Annotated in this window: 15 protein-coding genes; 9 read left to right on the plus strand and 6 right to left on the minus strand. The window is 52.2% G+C overall.

The annotated features are described in order from the left end of the window. Positions 1-17 precede the first annotated feature (17 nt). From HZU75_RS09955 to HZU75_RS09995, 9 genes are all read left to right on the plus strand, one after another. Positions 18-1,349, plus strand: a complete 1,332-nt coding sequence (locus tag HZU75_RS09955; protein WP_180305940.1) for an oligosaccharide flippase family protein — start codon at positions 18-20, stop codon at positions 1,347-1,349. Beyond that, complete coding sequence (locus tag HZU75_RS09960) at positions 1,346-2,356, plus strand: glycosyltransferase family 2 protein (RefSeq protein ID WP_180305941.1); 1,011 nt, start codon at positions 1,346-1,348, stop codon at positions 2,354-2,356. The genes HZU75_RS09955 and HZU75_RS09960 overlap by 4 nt, the downstream gene beginning before the upstream one ends. Next, positions 2,353-3,474, plus strand: coding sequence for a glycosyltransferase (locus tag HZU75_RS09965; RefSeq protein WP_180305942.1), 1,122 nt, complete (start codon positions 2,353-2,355; stop codon positions 3,472-3,474). The genes HZU75_RS09960 and HZU75_RS09965 overlap by 4 nt, the downstream gene beginning before the upstream one ends. Then, positions 3,471-4,292 (plus strand): glycosyltransferase, encoded by an 822-nt coding sequence (locus HZU75_RS09970; RefSeq protein ID WP_180305943.1) that lies wholly within the window; start codon positions 3,471-3,473, stop codon positions 4,290-4,292. The genes HZU75_RS09965 and HZU75_RS09970 overlap by 4 nt, the downstream gene beginning before the upstream one ends. Further along, a complete protein-coding gene (locus HZU75_RS09975; RefSeq protein ID WP_180305944.1) occupies positions 4,283-5,113 on the plus strand; it encodes a glycosyltransferase in 831 nt (276 codons plus the stop codon). Before HZU75_RS09970 ends, HZU75_RS09975 begins: the two co-directional genes overlap by 10 nt. After that, the gene (locus HZU75_RS09980) at positions 5,110-6,198 is read left to right on the plus strand and encodes a glycosyltransferase (RefSeq protein WP_180305945.1); all 1,089 of its coding nucleotides are present in this window, start codon (positions 5,110-5,112) and stop codon (positions 6,196-6,198) included. The genes HZU75_RS09975 and HZU75_RS09980 overlap by 4 nt, the downstream gene beginning before the upstream one ends. Positions 6,199-6,234: 36 nt before the next feature. Continuing rightward, positions 6,235-7,707, plus strand: coding sequence for an undecaprenyl-phosphate galactose phosphotransferase WbaP (wbaP, locus tag HZU75_RS09985; RefSeq protein WP_180305946.1), 1,473 nt, complete (start codon positions 6,235-6,237; stop codon positions 7,705-7,707). 81 nt (positions 7,708-7,788) lie between these two features. Continuing rightward, the gene (gene argA, locus HZU75_RS09990; RefSeq protein ID WP_180305947.1) at positions 7,789-9,099 is read left to right on the plus strand and encodes an amino-acid N-acetyltransferase; all 1,311 of its coding nucleotides are present in this window, start codon (positions 7,789-7,791) and stop codon (positions 9,097-9,099) included. Positions 9,100-9,203: 104 nt separating this feature from the next. Further along, a complete protein-coding gene (locus tag HZU75_RS09995; protein WP_180305948.1) occupies positions 9,204-12,023 on the plus strand; it encodes a bifunctional diguanylate cyclase/phosphodiesterase in 2,820 nt (939 codons plus the stop codon). A gap of 165 nt (positions 12,024-12,188) precedes the next feature. On the opposite strand, the gene HZU75_RS10000 is transcribed toward HZU75_RS09995, so the two are convergent. The 6 genes from HZU75_RS10000 to mreC all read right to left on the minus strand — a co-directional run bounded on the left by HZU75_RS10000 (position 12,189) and on the right by mreC (position 18,090). After that, on the minus strand, positions 12,189-12,524 hold the full coding sequence (locus HZU75_RS10000; protein WP_180305949.1) for a DUF805 domain-containing protein: 336 nt from the start codon (positions 12,522-12,524) through the stop codon (positions 12,189-12,191). A 115-nt stretch (positions 12,525-12,639) separates the two neighbouring features. Further along, a complete protein-coding gene (locus HZU75_RS10005) occupies positions 12,640-13,599 on the minus strand; it encodes a septal ring lytic transglycosylase RlpA family protein (protein ID WP_180305950.1) in 960 nt (319 codons plus the stop codon). 2 nt (positions 13,600-13,601) lie between these two features. Continuing rightward, positions 13,602-14,759 carry a rod shape-determining protein RodA gene (gene rodA / locus HZU75_RS10010; protein WP_180305951.1) on the minus strand — a complete coding sequence of 386 codons (1,158 nt, stop codon included), beginning with the start codon at positions 14,757-14,759 and terminating at the stop codon, positions 13,602-13,604. Next, positions 14,707-16,632: a penicillin-binding protein 2 gene (mrdA, locus tag HZU75_RS10015; RefSeq protein ID WP_228028021.1), complete on the minus strand. Its 1,926-nt coding sequence runs from the start codon at positions 16,630-16,632 to the stop codon at positions 14,707-14,709. Before mrdA ends, rodA begins: the two co-directional genes overlap by 53 nt. 37 nt (positions 16,633-16,669) lie before the next feature. Continuing rightward, a complete protein-coding gene (gene mreD / locus HZU75_RS10020) occupies positions 16,670-17,176 on the minus strand; it encodes a rod shape-determining protein MreD (protein WP_180305952.1) in 507 nt (168 codons plus the stop codon). Further along, positions 17,176-18,090 (minus strand): rod shape-determining protein MreC, encoded by a 915-nt coding sequence (mreC, locus tag HZU75_RS10025; RefSeq protein ID WP_180305953.1) that lies wholly within the window; start codon positions 18,088-18,090, stop codon positions 17,176-17,178. The genes mreD and mreC overlap by 1 nt, the downstream gene beginning before the upstream one ends. Positions 18,091-18,111: the final 21 nt, after the last annotated feature.

Here is an 18,111-nt window from a genome sequence, read left to right on the forward strand (position 1 = left end):
CAGCTTTGGGGTAATGTGTGGTTGATGCGCGTTTGCGGACGAATATTTTTGCGCTGTATTTGGTACAGGGCCTCAATTACGTCGTCTCGTTTGTAACTTTCCCGTTTTTACTGGTACAGCTTGGTAGTGCAGGCTTTGGGGTGATGAACTTTGCCTTTGCCTGTATCCAGTATGGCGTGCTGCTCACCGATTTCGGTTTTAATTTATCAGCGGTGCGCGATGTCGCGCAGGTACGTGATGACCCGCAGGCAGCCGCGCGAATTTTCTGGCGGGTGACGTGGGCCAAAGTGTTGCTAATGGTGGCCTCTAGCCTGATTTTGCTGGTGCTGACCTTTAGCTTGGATACCTGGCGCACGCACAGCGAGGTGTTTTTATGGAGCCAGCTCTATATCGCCAGCTCGGTGCTATTCCCACTATGGTATTTCCAAGGTTTTGAAAAACTGCAGCTCGCATCAGGGCTAATGGTGTTTGCGCGCGCTTTGATGCTAGGTCTTTTGCTTCATTGGGTGAACGGCCCCCAAGATATTGTGTTGGCGGTGATTTTGCAGGCGATGCCGCAGATTCTGGCGGGAGTCGTCTGGTGGTGTAGTGGCTGGGGTATTGCGCGGCCGCAATGGGTGGCTATCCAGCTAGGCGAATTGCGCGATGCGCTCCGCGCCAGTTGGCCATTTTTCTTGTCGGCGATTTCAACTAGCCTGTATACCACCTCGACGACGGTGTTGCTCGGGATGTTTGCTGCGCCGGTACAGGTCGGTCTGTTTGCCGCCGCTAGCAAGTTGGTATATATCGCCCAAGGGCTGATTGGCCCGCTGATTCAGGCTATGTATCCCCGCATCGCGCAATTGGCCGTCAGCAATAAAGCCGGTGCGCTGGCCCTAATTCGTAAGGCCTTGCTGATTCAAGGCGGCATCGGTTTAATAATGACGCTGGCGCTGGCGCTGTTTGTGCCGCTGTTTACGCCAATTAGCGTGGCGCTGTTTGGTGCCGATTTTGGTCTGTCGCGCGCGTTTTTGGCGCTGGCCGATTCGCAACTGATTTTGTATTGGTTTGCGCCAGTGATTTTGCTTGGCGCGGTGTCATTGGTGTTTGGTCAGCAAACCTTGCTGGTGTTTGGCCAAGAGCGTTATTTTAGTCGGGTCTTGGTCGTGGCTGGCGTGCTCAATGTGGCGCTGATGTGTTTCTTGGTGCCGGGATCGACTGAGGCAGGCCTGCGTGCGGCGCAATCGGTGCTGATTGTTGAAGCCTTTATTGTGGCTGCTTTTGCCTGGCGCGCCCGCCAAGTGTGCCGTGATGTTCGGCGACAAATTGCTCAAGAAGATGCTCGCATTGCGCAAGGAGAAGCGTCGTGAGTTCAGCTCTAGTCTCATTTGTATTGCCTTGCTTTAATGCTGGGCAGTATTTGCAGCAAACACTTGATTCAATTGGTCTGCAGACCTATACGCACTGGGAGTGTGTCGCGATTGACGATGGCTCCAGCGATACCACGCTCAGCATCTTGCAGACAGCTGCGCAGCAAGATACTCGCTTTAAGATTATTAGTCGTGAAAATCGTGGCCTGATCGCTAGCCTGAATGAAGGCATTGCCGCAGCAAGTGGGGAGTGGATTGCACGGATCGATGCCGACGATATTTGCGCGCCCGATCGTTTGGTCAAGCAGCTTGACTATTGCCAGATGAATCAGGTGGATATCTGCGGTAGCTGGGTTGGCTTTATCGGCGATCGTCGTGGCGAGTGGCACACGCCGGAGACCGATGCTGAAGTTCGCTTGGCGCTGCTGTTTAATACGCCCATTGCCCACCCATCAATCTTGGCGCGCGCGGCCTTGCTCAAGGCTCATCCTTATCCCGATGATGCACCGCACGCAGAAGATTACGCATTGTGGTGTCAAATTGCCGCGACCACCAGCGCACGTTTTGCCAATATCCCAGAGGTACTGCTGCATTACCGCACTCATCCCGGACAGGTGACGCAGGCTAAAAAAGCCGCTTTGCTGATTACTGCGCAGCGCGTACGTGAGCAATATGCCCGCACTGCCTTGCCTGTGGCTCTGCAGCCGCTGGCAGCCGAATTTGCCAAGCTGGCCGAGCCAAGCCGGATTTTGAATCACGCCGAATGGTTGTGGATGGTCGATTTTTTTAGTCAATTACTGGCGCTGCGTCCGGAAAGCCGGGGCGCATTGGGCGAAATCTGGCTGGATACTTTACAGCGTAGTCATGGGGTGAACCTGCTTGATTTTTCACGGGTATTGAAGCTGGCCTTGCAAATGCCGCCACCTAAGGCTGAGCGTAAAAAAGTGCTCAAGCAAAGCCTGCGCTTGGCAATGTCTGATTTTGTTTGGCAGAAGATCAAACCATGAGCGCGCCGCAAAAAATAGCTATTTTCCTTCGCGATCTCGGCTTAGGGGGCGTGGAGCGCTGCGCAGTGTTGGTCGGTGAAGGCCTGGCCGCTCAGGGGTTCGAGGTGACGTTGGTCTTGTTGGGTGGCTCGCGCAATCTCTGGGCCTCGCGCATTAAAAACATCAAGGTTGTTGACTTATCTAGCCAGTGGCAGCCTTTAAAACCACAGACTTGGTTGACCGGCTGGCGTGCAGCTCGGCAAGTGGTGCGCGAGCATGATGTGGTGATTGCTGGTACATTTTTGCTTCCGCTGTACATGGCGTATGCTGCCAGTTTGGGTTTGGGTAAGCGGGTGCTGGGTTGGGTGCATGGCCCATTTTACGAACTAGACGCCTTTGCCCGCATGAATGTGGTGCATCGTCGAGCCTGCCAGTTTGTTTATCGTCGCCTGAAAGAGTTGGTGTTTGTTTCTGAGCACGCGCGCATCTCAATGGCGCGCTGGCTGGAGCGGGCGCCGTCTGATAGCTGGCAAGTGTTGCCCAATTTTGTTGATGCGCAGCAAGCGCTATTGCCACGGATCGAGCGCGAGGATACTACGCCGCTGCGCCTGCTATTTGTGGGACGGATTGCCGAAGAAAAACAGCCGCAGCTTTGGCTCGATACCTTGGTGGCACTCAATTTGCATGGCTTTGCTGCGCAATTAACCATCGTAGGCGATGGCCCGCTGGAAGCCGATTTGAAAGGCGCTGTACACGAGCGCCGCTTGAGCTCGCAAGTGCACTTTGCCGGTCGGCGTGACAACGTTAGCGAATATCTGGCCAATGCCGATGTTTTGTTGCTGACCTCAGGGTTTGAGGGATGTCCTTTGGTAGTATTGGAATCTATGCCAATTGGATTAATGGTTGCCAGTACAAACGCCGGTGGGGTATATGAGTTGTTTGGCGCGCGGCGCGATGATTTTGTTGTACCTGAGGCGACCGGTGAAGCCTTGGCTCAACTGATTGTGCGCCAGCAAGGCCAGCGGCAGTTACTGCAAAATTTCCTGCAGCAACGCGCCGCACATTATTCTCAGGCGCAAATTTTGCAACAATGGGCGCAGTTATTGGCCCGCAAACCGCTTTCTACCGAGTCTCTATGAATCGCACGGCACTATTAATCCCGCATTTTAATAACCCCACCGGTTTGTGTGCCTCGCTGGCCTCGATTGGTGAGGTTGAGCAAATTGACGTCTATATCGTCGACGATGGCAGCACGCGGGTGACAATCAACGAAGATGAAGTGCGTGCAGTGTTTAAGGCGCAGGGGGCTCTACACTTCTTGTACCTGCCCGCCAATTGCGGCATTGAATATGCACTCAATACTGGGTTAGAGGCGGTTTTAGCCGCTGGGTACGACTATGTAGCGCGACTCGATTGTGATGATGTGGTCGCGGTAGATCGTTTTGCGAAACAGGTCAGCTATCTTGACGCAAATCCGGCGGTTTATTTGCTCGGCTCGGCAGTTACTTTTTTTGAATGTTTGCCCGATGGGAGTCAGCGTGATTGCTTCACCATTCACCAGCCGCAGACACACCAGCAAATTGTGCGCCAAATGCACGACGACAATGCCTTTACCCACCCCACGGTGATGTTCCGCGTGGCAGGCGTGCGCGAAATTGGCCTCTATCCGCTCGATTGCAAGGCCGCGGAAGATTTTGCCTATTTTTGGGAGTTTGTGAAACGCTACCAAACGGCGAATTTGCCTGAAGTTTTAACCAAAAGTGAATATAACGACGCAGGCATTTCGATGAGCCGCCGGCGGCAACAGCAGGCGATGCGGCTGAAATTGTTGGCGCGGCATTTTGATTGGCGAGCCAACTCGGCAATCAAACTGGCCAAGGCTAGCGTGTCGTATGTGTTGCCCTTGTCGGTCACACGCGCCTTGAAACGGGGCTTAGGGATTGGAAAATGGAATTAAACAAAGACAAGGCTGCTCAGCCGGTGTTGCTGCTGATCCCTCATTACAATAATCCGGAAGGTTTGAGTAAATCATTGGCGAGCATTGGCGGTGACGAGCCGTGCGATGTGCTGGTGGTTGACGACGGTAGTGTGCGTAAGATTATTGATACAGCGGCTGCGCAGGCGGCGTTTAAGGGGCAAGGCACTTTACGTATTTTGAATTTACCGCAAAACAAAGGTATTGAAGGCGCGCTTAATGCTGGTTTGGCTTGGGCCAAGGCACGCGGCTACAAATGGATTGCACGGCTTGATTGTGGTGATTGCAACGTATCTGATCGTATCGCTCGTCAGTTAAAATTTATGGAGCAATACCCTGATGTGGTATTGCTCGGAGGCGCGGCGAGCTTTGTCGATCAGCAGGGCGTCGAGCAATTTGTATTGCGCCACCCGACTGAACACGCCGACATTTTGGCGTTTATGAAGAAAAACTCGGCGTATATTCATCCAAGTGTGATGTTTAAACTGTCTGCTGCTGATGCGGTGGGGATGTATCCGCTCGATGCGCCTGCGGCCGAAGACTATGCGATGTTCTGGGCGATGGCGCGGCAGTTCAAGGTGGCTAATTTGCCCGAGGTGCTGATCCGCTATGAGTTGGACCCGAATGGTATTTCCCTTGGCAAGCGAAAAGTGCAGCTCAAATCACGATTGAAACTGCAGCGCAAATATTTTGATGGTTCACCAGCGGCCATGGCTGGCATGGCCAGAACGGTGGCGCTACTGGCGCTGCCGTATGAGCTGGCGTTTAAACTCAAATCCAAATTACGCGGGAACAAAGCATGAAACACATCCTGCACGTGGTGGAATCTTTTGGCGCTGGTACGCTATCGATGGTGTCGGCGATGGCCAATCGGCAAAGTGCCGATGGTCATCGAGTGACGATTATCCATTCGGTGCGCGAAGAAACGCCGGAGAACTGGCCGCAATTGTTTGCTGCTGCGGTGAAATGCATTCATCTGCCGATGCAGCGTGCGATTAATCCGATTAATGATTTTCGCGCGGGGCGCGCGTTGTATCGCTGGATTAAAGACTTGCAGCCCGATGTGGTGCATTTGCATTCGAGCAAAGCTGGCGCGGTTGGGCGCTTGGTCAGCTTGGCTTGGGCGGGGCACGGCGGCCCACGCTGGTTTTTCTCGCCCCATGGCCTGTCATTTTTGCAGCGAGCAGAAGGGCGCTTGAAAAACAGTATTTTTCTCGGGATTGAGAAAATACTGGCTGGCGTGCCGGTGACTTTTATCGCCTGCTCTCCTTCTGAAGGTGAAGAAATCCGTCAACATCTTTCACCGAATGTGAAAGTGGTGAACAATGCGGTGGATTTGGCGGCGATTCCTGCTGCGACTGGGGGGGAATTACCATCAGGCGTGTTGCGAATTGGTACGGTTGGACGCGTGACTTTGGCGCGTAATCCCGAGCTTTTTGCCGAAATTGCCGCACAATGCCGTGATTTACTGCTTGAGTTTATCTGGGTTGGTGGCGGAGATGAGAGTGGAGAGGCAGCGCTGAAAGATGCCGGGGTATCGGTGAGCGGCTGGTGCGATCGCAGCTTTGCCTTGCAGCAGCTGGCCAGCCTTGATATCTATATTCAAACCAGCCGCTGGGAAGGATTGCCGGTGGCGGTGATCGAAGCGATGGCGGCTGGTTTACCGGTGATTGCCACTAATGTCGTTGGTAATCGAGATCTGGTCAAAAATGGCGAAAATGGCTATCTGGCAGAAAGCGCGGCCGAGTTTGTCCAGCGCATTGGCCAATTGGTCAATGATGCTGATCTACGGCTACGACTGGGTGCTCAGGCCAAAGCCTTTGCTCAAGCGCATTATTCATTGGATCGAATGATGGATGAGTTATATGCGGCGTATGGCATCGCATAATTAAATATTGGCAAGTATTAATAAACTGGATAAGTTGTGGCTTCGGTAAATATACAAAACAAGCATTTGCAACCAGAGCGAGCGAAACCATGGCTAGCGCTGGCCGATTTTTTGGCGCTGGGCGTATCTTTTGGCTTGGCAATGTTGCTGCTATGGATTTTTCGCTATCACCGCATCGGCGCCAGTATGGAGCTTTGGTGGGTATGGGAAGGTCGTCAACAGGGATTGGCATTTCTCGGTTTAGCCATCATTACGGTGGCAAACTTCTGGTGGCGAGGGCATTACAGCTTGCGCCTGCCATTTTGGGATGAATTGCTTGAGGTTTTGCGTGCCCTGCTGTTAGCGGCGCTACTCAATGGCATGTTGGTGTTGTTGGGCAAGTTTACGATTTCACGTTTCCTATGGCCTGTGTCGTGGGGTATGGCGCTGATTCTATTGCCTTATGCCCGTTCCGCTATGAAGGCTTTATTGTTGAAGCGGCGGATTTGGCAATTGCCAACGGTGATCATTGGCGCGGGTATCAATGCGCAAGACGCCTATCGCGCGATGACTTCAGAGCGGCAGCTGGGTTTTGAAGTGCAGGCTTTTGTGTCGATTGATGACCAAGCTCCCGCTGAATTGGTATTTGGTCAACAATCTTTACCTGTCGTTCGATTGGCGCGCGAGGAATTATTGCAATGGCTGACGGACAATGGCCGCCCGCATGTCGTGATTGCCGTTGATGAAGAAGAGCTGCGCCAATTGCAAAATCAGGTCGAGCAACTGTCGCTGCGTTACAAAGATATTCACATTATTCCGCCGATTGCTGGCCTGCCGCTGTTTGGCGTGGTGCCGCACCACTTTTTTAGCCATGAAGTGCTGCTACTACGTGTACGCAATAACCTGATGGTTAAACCGCTGATTCTGCTCAAGCGTGCGTTTGACCTGTTTGGCGCTAGTGTTGGTTTGCTGTTGCTATCGCCGCTGCTGGCCTATGTTGTCTTGCGAATCAAAAAAGAAGGCGGTCCTGGTGCGGTGTTTTTTGGTCATGTCCGCGTTGGTATGAATGGCGTGCCGTTCAAATGCTGGAAATTTCGCACCATGGTGCACAATAGTCAGGAAGTACTCGAAAAACTGCTGGCTAGTGACCCCGTTGCGAAGGCCGAATGGGATCTGGACTTCAAGCTGCGCAACGATCCACGGATTACCAAAATTGGCGCTTTTTTACGCAAAACCAGTCTCGATGAGATTCCACAGCTGTGGAATGTGATTAAAGGTGAAATGAGCTTGGTCGGCCCGCGACCGATTATTGACGCCGAATTGGAACGTTACGGTGATAAAGTGGATTTTTATCTCGAAGCCCGCCCTGGCCTCACTGGCTTATGGCAAGTATCTGGACGTAATGACACCAGCTATGCCGAACGGGTTGCGCTCGATGCGTGGTACGTGAAGAATTGGAATTTGTGGTATGACATTGCAATTGTCTGCAAAACCATCCGCACGGTGGTGAGTGGGCATGGTGCATATTGATGGGTATTGCCTTGTAGATTATTAAATAAATAGGCTTGGGCAATATACCCTCATTTAACCTTTGGCCCTAGAGGCGCTTTAATGCAAGATTTTGTTCAGTGGTTCCGTCAGGCTGCGCCATATATTCACGCTTTTCGTGGCCGTACCTTTGTAATTGCGCTTGGTGGCGAAGTGGTGCGTGATGGCAAGTTTGCCACGCTAACACATGATATTAATTTGCTGACGAGTCTCGGTGTGCGTCTCATCGTGGTGCATGGTGCTCGTCCACAAATTGAGGCGCGTATGGCCGAACGTCATCTCGAGCCGCAGTATCACAATGGGGTGCGGGTCACAGATCAACAGGCGCTCGAATGCGTGATTCAGGCTGCAGGTCATGTGCGGGTTGAAATCGAGTCCTGGTTGTCGATGGGGTTGGCCAATTCACCAATGGCGAATGCCGATATTCGTGTGTCAGCAGGTAATTTTGTTACCGCGCAACCGATGGGGGTGCGTGATGGTATTGATCTGCAATATACCGGCGAAGTGCGCAAAATCGATACCACAGCGATTAACTATCGGCTTGATGATGGTGAAATGGTGTTGCTGTCGACCATCGGCTATTCGCCCACCGGTGAGATTTTTAACTTAACGCTTGAAGACGTTGCCACTAGCGCCGCGATCGCGCTCAAAGCCGATAAATTGTTGTTTATGTTTGGCTCGCAAGGCGTGGTCGATGAAGCGGGTGAGTTGCAAACCGAGCTGACTGCGGTGGAGGCCGAGCAATTTCTGGCTGATCACCCCAATGTGAACGAAGACGTGCAGCTGTATTTGCCCTGTGCGATTCGCGCGGTACGTTATGGCGTAAAGCGGGCGCATCTGGTGACGCACCATGTCGATGGGAGCTTGCTGATGGAGCTCTTTACCCACGATGGCATCGGGACAATGATCTCGCGCGCCTCGTTGGAAACGTTGCGCCACGCGACGATTGATGACATCGGCGGGATGCTGGCGCTGATCGAGCCACTGGAAGATCAGGGGGTATTGGTCAAACGCGGTCGTGAACTCTTGGAGCGCGAGGTACACCGGTACTCAGTATTGGAACATGACGGCAAAATTATCGGCATTGTGGCAATTCACCCGTTTGCCGATAGCAAAATGGCCGAGCTTGCTTGCTTGGTGATTCATCCTGACTATCGTGATGAAGATCGCGGTGCCGATTTGCTGCGTCACGTTGAGCAGCAGGCGCGTGGATTGGGTATGGAAAAACTGTTTGCACTGACAACGCGTACCAGCCACTGGTTTGTTGAACGTGGTTTTACGCAGGCCACGGTTGAAGTATTGCCGATCGAGAAAAAACAGCTGTACAACTATCAGCGCCGCTCGAAAGTCTTTATTAAGCCGTTAGCACGCTAGATTGCCACTGGGGTTGAGCTATCGTTTGTTTTGACGATGTGGTTTTGCCTCTTTTTCTGTATTTTGCTAGTGCAGATAGGTCAAGAAATAGTAAGCTCGACGCTATGAAAAGTAACCTCCTTTTTTCTTCGCTGCGAGCCCGATTAATTGCTGCCAGCGTGCTGGTGCAGTCGCTGCTGCTGGTGGTATTGCTATTTAATACCTCGCGCATCTGGAGCGAGATGGTGCAGCATGTTACCGAGGTGCGGGTGCAAGAATTATCCCGCCTTCTCAGTGCTGCCTTTACCACGCCTCTTGCCAGTGGTGATCTCGCCAAAGCCAGTGATTTGCTGGATGGCATTCGCTCGACCGAAGGGATCGATTACCTGATCCTGCTTGACCCCAAACAACAAATTATCGCGGCCCGTGGCTGGGATGTGGCGCAAGCTTTGCCGCCGCTCACCTCGCTGCAGGTAGTTGCCGATACCGACCCAGTATTGATTCATGCGGCTACTCGCATTGAGCAAGGCGGCGAGGCTTTAGGCGAGCTGCGTTTTGGCCTGTCCAATAGCATTATGTTTGAGGCCGCGAAGCGCCTAATTTGGCAAAGTGCGTTGGGTTTAGGAACTGGGCTGCTGGTGACGATAGTGCTGATGTCCGTATTAGGAGTTTGGCTCACGCGCCACCTTTACCGCATCATCAGTGCGGCAGAAACCGCGAGCCAGGGGCATTTTGAAGCCATGGCCGAACCTACCGGCTACGACGAAGTATCGCAAATTACTCGCCGTTTTAATGAAATGGCGCGGGTGATTCGTGATCGGGTGCTGGCGTTGTCGCAATCAGAGGCCAAGTTTCACGCAATTGCTGACCATACCTATAGCGCAGAGCTGTGGTTGGACCCGGAAGGCAAGCTCATTTGGGTGAATGCCTCGGTCGAGCGGATTACCGGCTATTCGGTCAATGAGTGCCAGCTGTTGTCCGATTTTCCGCTCACCCTCGCGACACCGGAAGAGCGCTCTCGGTTTGAATCTGCACTTAAGCAGGCATTGGCCGAACGGGCAGTGCAACAAGATTATGAATTCCGGGCGGTGCGCCGGGATGGCTCTTTATTTTGGGCCTCCGCGAGCTGGATGCCGCTGATCGATGCTCAAGGGCAGTATTTGGGTTTGCGCGCCAGCCTGCGCGACAACAGCGATATGAAAGATGACCGTCTGGCCTTGCGCAAAGCCGTGGTTGAGTTACGCCAGATTCAATCGTTGGGGCAAAGCTACTTACAACGCGCCGAGTCCGAACGGGCACGGATGTTGGCATTACTGGCGGCGATGCGCTTTGGCGTATTGTTTTTAGATAATGACAACCGAGTGGTGTTTTTTAACCCCGCATTCTGTGAGTTGTGGGGTATTTCCAGTGCTGATTTAAGCAGCCATCGACCGATTGGCCAAGTGTTACAACAAGCCGATAATCGCCCAGCCATCGGCGATATTTTGTCGATTTATTTGGAAGAATTGTCCTTGATGGAAGACCGCGTCGAATTTGGCGAGGTAACAATGAATGACGGCAGGATCGTAACGCAAAACTGCTATCGCGTACTCGACCCGAAAGGTAATACCAATGGCCGCATGTGGGTGTACGAAGATGTTACTCAGCAACGGGCGCTGGCTGAGCATATGGTTAATCTGGCTGAACGCGACGCATTGACTGGCTTGTATAACCGCCATCGTTTCCAGCAAGAGCTCGAACGTATGGTGTCTGAAGCCGATCGCCGCCAACAATCAATGGCGCTGGTGTTCTTTGACCTGGATGAATTCAAGCATGTGAATGATAGTTTTGGCCATGCAGTGGGCGATGAGTTGCTCAAGGCGATTGCACGCGAAATTGGTAAACAGGTGCGTCGGCATGAAGTCTTGTCGCGCCTCGGTGGCGATGAATTTGCTGTGCTCTTGCCTGAGTGCGGCGAATTTGAAGTGAGTAAATTAGCGGACCGGATTGTGAGCTCGATTTCTCAGATTCAATTTATGGCTGGCTCGCATCAGATGCGGCCGAGCACCTCGGTAGGTGTCGCTTTGTATCCGCAGCATGCCGAGAATGCTGAGGATCTGGTGGCACATGCCGATTCGGCCATGTATCAGGCTAAAGCGGCCGGTAAAGGAACTTGGCGCTTGTATCGACCCGATGCTGATCATTCGCGCAATGAATTAAGCCGCCTGTCTTGGAAAGAGCGGATTATTGATGCGTTGGAACATGATGGTTTCGAGCTACATTTTCAGGGCATTTACCACTGTCATGATAAATCGCTGGCGCATCTGGAAGCGCTGGTGCGGATGAAAGATGCTAATTCGCCCGGCGGCGTCATTATGCCGAACCACTTTATTCCGCATGCGGAAAAAACCGGCAAGATTCTGGATTTGGATCGTTGGGTCATTGCGCAGGTGATTCGCCAATTGGCTAATTATCCCGATTGCCCATCGATTGCCGTGAATGTATCTGGCCGTTCATTTGATGACCCCGATCTTCCCAAATACATCCATGACTTGCTGCACAAGCATCATGTGTGCCCACAACGCCTGCTAGTAGAGCTAACCGAGACTTCTGCCGTATCGGATATGACCGATGCACAACGCTTTATTGATGCGCTGCGCAGCACGGGTTGTGTAGTGTGTCTAGATGATTTCGGGGTTGGTTTTGCGTCTTTTGCCTATCTCAAACAATTGAAAGCCGATGTACTGAAAATTGATGGTTTATTTATTCGCGATTTGCAGAACGATCGGGATAGCCAAGTATTTGTGCGCGGGATGGTCAGTATTGCGCACGATTTGGGTAAAACGACGATTGCCGAATTTGTTGAAAATGAAGCCATTTTCAAGATGCTGGTCGATTTTGGCGTTGATCAGGTACAGGGCTATTGGCTGGACAAACCACAGCGAGATCACCCTGGTTTGCGTTAGGGTATATGCACCTAGCTTTTGAAAATAAAGCGTTTTGAAGCTATACGGCATGTTTAATGATGTAGCTGTGCCGTATGAATCACCGCCTATCTATTACAACCGACTTCATCCTATAAGCGCATAAAAAAGCCACCCATCGGGTGGCTTTTTGTTAGCACGGCTAGCTTAGCCTTCGGCCGGCTCGCCAAATTGATTGCTATCGGTGCTTGGTTGAATAAACCAGTAAATCAGGATTAGCGCCCCAATCAGTGGGATCAGCGCGATTAGCAAAAACCAGCCGCTTTTGCCTAAGTCATGCAAGCGACGTACCCCAACGGCCAAGCTAGGTACCAAAGTGGCCAATGAGAACAAGCCAGAGATTAGTCCTGCACCACTGGCGCTGAGCAAAATGCTGACCAAAAAAGCAAATAACGCAAACCACCAGTATTCAGAACGAGAGGCGCGGCCATTGAAATCCGCATATTTTTTGAAGCAAACTTGAATTGATTCTTGAAAAGTCATAGTCGCCCTGGCAATAGGAAAAGGTAAAAAGCAGCATTGCTATTGCGATATTATGCTATTGCCCGTGAAAAATGAAATCAAGCTGTCAATTTTGTGCGGGATAAGTGTCAGCCTGTTAGCGGCTAATCACTGCCTGCAGATTTTTCTCACCTGTAATTCGGCTAATGGCACTGAGTGCTTGGTCGCGGCTGGCATAGGGGCCGAGGCGCACGCGATACAAATTATTGGCCGTATGAATATTGAGTTTGTCTGCATCTTGCTCCAATTCCCGTGCCAGATGCGCTTTGAAATTATCGGCATTTTGCGCCGAGCTGAACGCCCCAAGTTGCACAAAAATAGCCCCCGCTTGATCTGAAACTGGGATCGCACGCGGTGCTGTAGCGCTGCTTGGTGCGCGAGTGGGGATGGGCTGGGCCGCAGCACTAATGATCTGGCTTGGGGCGTCGCTAGGAAGCAGGCTCTCAACTTTGACCTCGGCGCTGCCGCCTGTGGCATAGCCTAGACGGCAGGCGGCCAGAAACGATAAGTCCATCACCCGCCCTTTGTGAAATGGTCCCCGGTCATTGACACGAACAATGACGCTACGGCCATTCTTAACATTAGTTACTCGCGCATAGCTCGGAAGCGGCAAAGTTGGGTGCGCGGCAGTCATTTGGAACATATCGTACACTTCGCCGGTGCTGGTTTTTTGCCCGTGAAATTTGCGGCCATACCAGCTCGCGATGCCTTGCTCGGTGAGCTGACCAGGTGCATCAAGCGGGGTAAATGATAAACCCAGCACACTGTAGGGGCGATTGGCCCATTTATGCAGCGGCTCCCAGCGCGGTGTTGGCTCGGCAACATAATCCAGATTTGCGGGTAGGTCGCTCATTGGACCATCATCTTTATAGAATGCGCCATTGCCTGCTTTAGGGGCATAGCTGCAGCTATAGGGCGATGGCGTTGTACTGGTCGTGCTCGCTGGCGTGGTGACAGGCTGTGGTGCAGGTTTGCTTGGTATACTGGGTGGGGGTGTTGTGCTGCAGGCGCTGATCAGCAATGCCCCAGTCAATATACACTTTGTACTTAATTTCATGCCTAACCCTTCATTAACGAGCGATCACGCTGAATACTCATTAATAAGCCAAACGTCGCCAAAATCGACACCATCGACGTACCACCGTAGGAAATCAGCGGCAAGGGTACGCCCACCACGGGCAACATCCCCGACACCATGCCCATATTGACGAGCGCATAGGTGAAAAAGTTCATCGCAATTGCGCCCGCCAGCAAGCGCCCAAATAAAGTATTGGCGCTATTGGAAATCATCAAGCCGCGGAAAATAACCAGCAGGTACAAAATCAGCAAGATGCAATTACCGACCAAACCAAATTCTTCACCATAGACGGCAAAGATAAAGTCGGTTGTGCGCTCGGGGATGAAATCCAAATGGGTTTGCGTACCTGCCAGCCAGCCTTTGCCGAACCAGCCGCCAGAGCCAATCGCAATCGTACCTTGAATGATGTGGTAGCCCGCGCCGAGCGGGTCTTCCATTGGGTCCAGCATCGTGGCAATGCGGCGGCACTGGTATTCATGTAAGACATTAATGCACATATTCCAGTGTGTCACCACATAGGCAAAGGCAGCGATGGCGCCCGACATCAGGCCGATAAAACGCCATGATAGGCCGGCAAAAAACAGCACATAAAAGCCTGATGATGCAATCAATAGTGATGTACCCAAGTCGGGCTGCTTCAAGATCAGCACCACTGGCACCACCATAATCAAAGCCGCAACAATAAAGTGCCGCCAATTGAGCGTGGACTCAAAATGATGGAAATACCAAGCCAGCATTAAAGGCAGTGCTAGACGCATGAGCTCAGAAGGCTGGATACGGGTAATGCCGATATTGAGCCAGCGGGTCGCACCATGGCTCGTAACACCAAATAGCTCAACGGCAATCAGCAAGATAACGCCCACCGCATAAGCAGGCAGGGCCAGTTGCATTAAGATGCGCGGTTGAATATTGGCGATGCACCACATAATAAACAGCGCAATTCCCATGAAGGTTACTTTATCAAGTACCCGTTCCAGATCACGGTTTGAGGCGGAATACAAAACAAATGACGAAACAATAAACAGCAATACAATAAACAACAGCAACCACGGATCAATTGGCTTTTTAATCCGCTCCCAAATATGTTTAATCACGTGGCGTCTCCTCGCTAACTGGCGCCGAAGCGGCCGATGAGGCATTGCTGGCGATGGCTGGATCGCTCGGCAATTTGCCGGTGAGATAATAATCGAGCACCTTGCGGGCAATTGGGGCGGCTGCTTGTGCACCAAAACCGCCATTTTCCACAATGACCGCTAGTGCAATTGTTGGTTTGTCGGCAGGGGCAAAGGCAATAAACCATGAGTGGTCGCGTAGCCGCTCTTTAATTGCATTGGCGTTATATTTGGCGCCTTTCAGGCTATAGACCTGCGCGGTACCCGTTTTACCGGCCGAAACGTAAGGAGCATTTTTAAATACACTAGCACCTGTACCGACCGTCATTACGCCTTCCATGCCGCGAATCACCCGTTCGATGTTTTCGGGTTTCCAATCCATCGTTTTGACTGGCTTGGGCTCTACCGGGGTGGTTTTACCTGTAGCTGGGTCAGTAATGGATTGCACTGCATGGGGTTTGAACATCACGCCACGATTGGCCAGCGTGGCGGTGGCATGCGCCATTTGCATTGGGGTGTAGGCGTTGTAACCTTGACCAATACCGATTGACACGGTTTCGCCCGAATACCATTTTTGCTGCGCGGGTTTTTTAAAGCGTTGTTTCTTCCATTCCGGGCTTGGCAAGATGCCAGGGCGCTCACCGGGTAAATCCGAACCTGTGGTTTTGCCAAAATCCAGTTCCGACATGGCTTTGGCAATGTTATCAATCCCCATTTGCACAGCCATCTGGTAGAAGTAGGTATCGGATGACAGCGCAATCGAGCGGTCAAAGCTCATTGAGCCATAACCCCCTTTTTTCGAGTCATTAAACCGATGCCCGCCATAGATGAAATAGCCGGGGTCAGAGATGGTTTGATGCACAATCGGGGTATTGAGCTCTAACGCAGCGATCGCCATAAATGGCTTGAAAGTCGAGCCTGGCGGGTATTCACCGCGTATCGCGCGATTGAGTAAGGGCTTGTCGATGGATTCGTTCAGCTCGGTCCAGCTTTGCGGGTCGATGCCATCCACAAATAAATTAGGGTCAAAGCCTGGTTGCGAGACGAGCGCCAAAATACCACCGGATCGCGGATCGATCGCCACCAAAGAGCCGCGGCGGGCCGCAAATTGTTGCTCCACCATTTGTTGTAACTTGATATCGACCGACAGCGTTAAGTCTTTGCCCGATTGGGGTGGTGTGCGCTTCAGGGTGCGGACTGCGCGGCCGCCTGAATCAATCTCCACCTGCTCAAAGCCAGTTACGCCATGTAGTTGATCTTCATAGCTTTGTTCGAGGCCAAGTTTACCGATGTGATCGGTGCCTCGGTAATTGGCCAGCCGGCCATCTTCATCCAGACCTTTGAGGTCTTTGTCATTAATCCGGCCAATGTAGCCGATCAAATGGCTGGCCGATTCGCCTTGTGGATACTGTCGAAACAAGCGGGCTTTGATCTCGACACCAGGAAAGCGATAGCTTTGTGCGGCAAAGCGCGCGACTTCCTCGTCGCTGAGCTTGGTGCGAATCGGCAGCGTTTCAAAATCTTTGGTTTCTTCCTGCAGCTTTTTAAAGCGGCGACGATCTTTGGGGGTGATGTCGACGATGCCTTTGAGCCGATTAATGGTGTCTTCCAGATTGCCGACCTTGGACGGCGTAATTTCCAAAGTGTAGGCCGAGAAGTTGTGCGCCAGCACCACGCCATTGCGGTCACGAATAATGCCGCGTGATGGTGTAATCGGCACCAAGGAAATCCGGTTTTGTTCGGCCAGCGTCATATAGCGATCGTGCTGCAAAATTTGCAGCCAGACAAAGCGCCCAACCAGTACCCCAAATAGGGTCAGAATAAACAGTGCAGCAACCGCGAGGCGAATTTGGAATGCATTGCGCTCGTTGTGCTGATTCATCACGACGCGGCCGTTCATTGCGCGGCCTTTGCGTGAAAGGGCAAGTCAAATACCTTCATAGCTCGTCCGGTACATCCTTGCGTTGATACATAATCATCAGATTTGACAGTGGTGGCCACAAAAATGCCGCCAGCAAACTACCGGCAAAATAGCCCCAGCCAATAAAGCTGGCGCCCATTAGTAGCCGGATAGCCAGCATAATCGATTGCGAGAGTAGTAGTAGTGCTAGCGCAACCAGTGCTTGTTGCCAGAATGGAAACACGGCCAGCTGGCGCTGGCGGGATAATGCCAGATAGGTGATCACGGTATACGCTAACGCGTGTTGGCCTAGTACATTGCCGTCGGCAACATCCATCAGAATCCCAAGTAAAAATGCCCAAGCAATTCCGAAGCGGCGCGGTTGGTTTAGTGTCCAGTAAATGATCAGCAGCGCAACAAAATCAGGCGCAAAACTAATTGCCGTAATTTGCCATGGCAGCAAATTGATCAAGAGCGCGATCACAAATGAGAAGAAAATAAAACCGCCCCCTACAGGGCGTAGCATTTGGCGACTAATCGGCATCAGTGTCCCTTTGCTTTCGGGGCCGGAGTGGCTTCTGGATAGGGAGGCAGCGGGGCTGGCGCATTGAGCAGTAACAAGAAGCGATGCTGATCAATTGCTGCCAGCGTCTGGCATTGAATGCGCGCAAAGGCGGTACCCGCCGAGCGCTCAACCTTGGTCACTTTCGCTACGGGTAGCCCTGCCGGATAAACGCCATCAATCCCTGAGGTCAGCAGTACATCCCCAACTTGAATATCGACATTCGGTGCCATATTGCGCACTTCCAGTGGGTTTTGGCGGCCAGCACCGTACACCACTGTTCGCAACTGATTGCGGCCAACCACGACCGGTACCATGTGATCGCGATCAGAAATTAAGCGCACTTCGCTGGTCATTGGCTGTACGCGGATCACTTGGCCGACTACACCGCTGGCATCGAGCGCAATTTGCCCCTCGGTTACACCCGAGCGTTGTCCCAGATCGACGATGAGTTTGGCACCAAACGGGTCACGCCCATTATATAAAATCTGCGTGAGCTGACTTTGGCGCGGATTGTTTTCGCTGGCAACGCGCAGGGCACGCAAATGGGCGTTTTCTTTTTCCAGCGCTTTCAGGCGCATTTCCTGCCCTTGGGCAATCAAACGCGCATCATTTAGCTGCCGATTTTCAGAAATTAGCTCACTTTGGCGTTGCAAAAAGCTACTCGCTTCGATCACCGCATTGGTTGGCGCAGTCGCCAGCCATTGCAATGGATACAGAGCGATCGAAATCTGCTCACGCACGCGGCCAAGCAAATGGTTGTAAGCATCGCCAACGATCAAAGCCACTGAGAGGGTTGAAAAAATCAACACCCGAGTCAGTGGTTTGGGGCCCTGCTTAAAGAACGTAGGTTGAGTGGCTTGCATAATGGCATGGGGTATGTGCCAAAAGGCCATACTATGTATGGCCTTTGTTGG

The sequence above is a fragment of the Chitinibacter fontanus genome, from assembly GCF_013423785.1.
GTDB classification, from domain to species: domain Bacteria; phylum Pseudomonadota; class Gammaproteobacteria; order Burkholderiales; family Chitinibacteraceae; genus Chitinibacter; species Chitinibacter fontanus.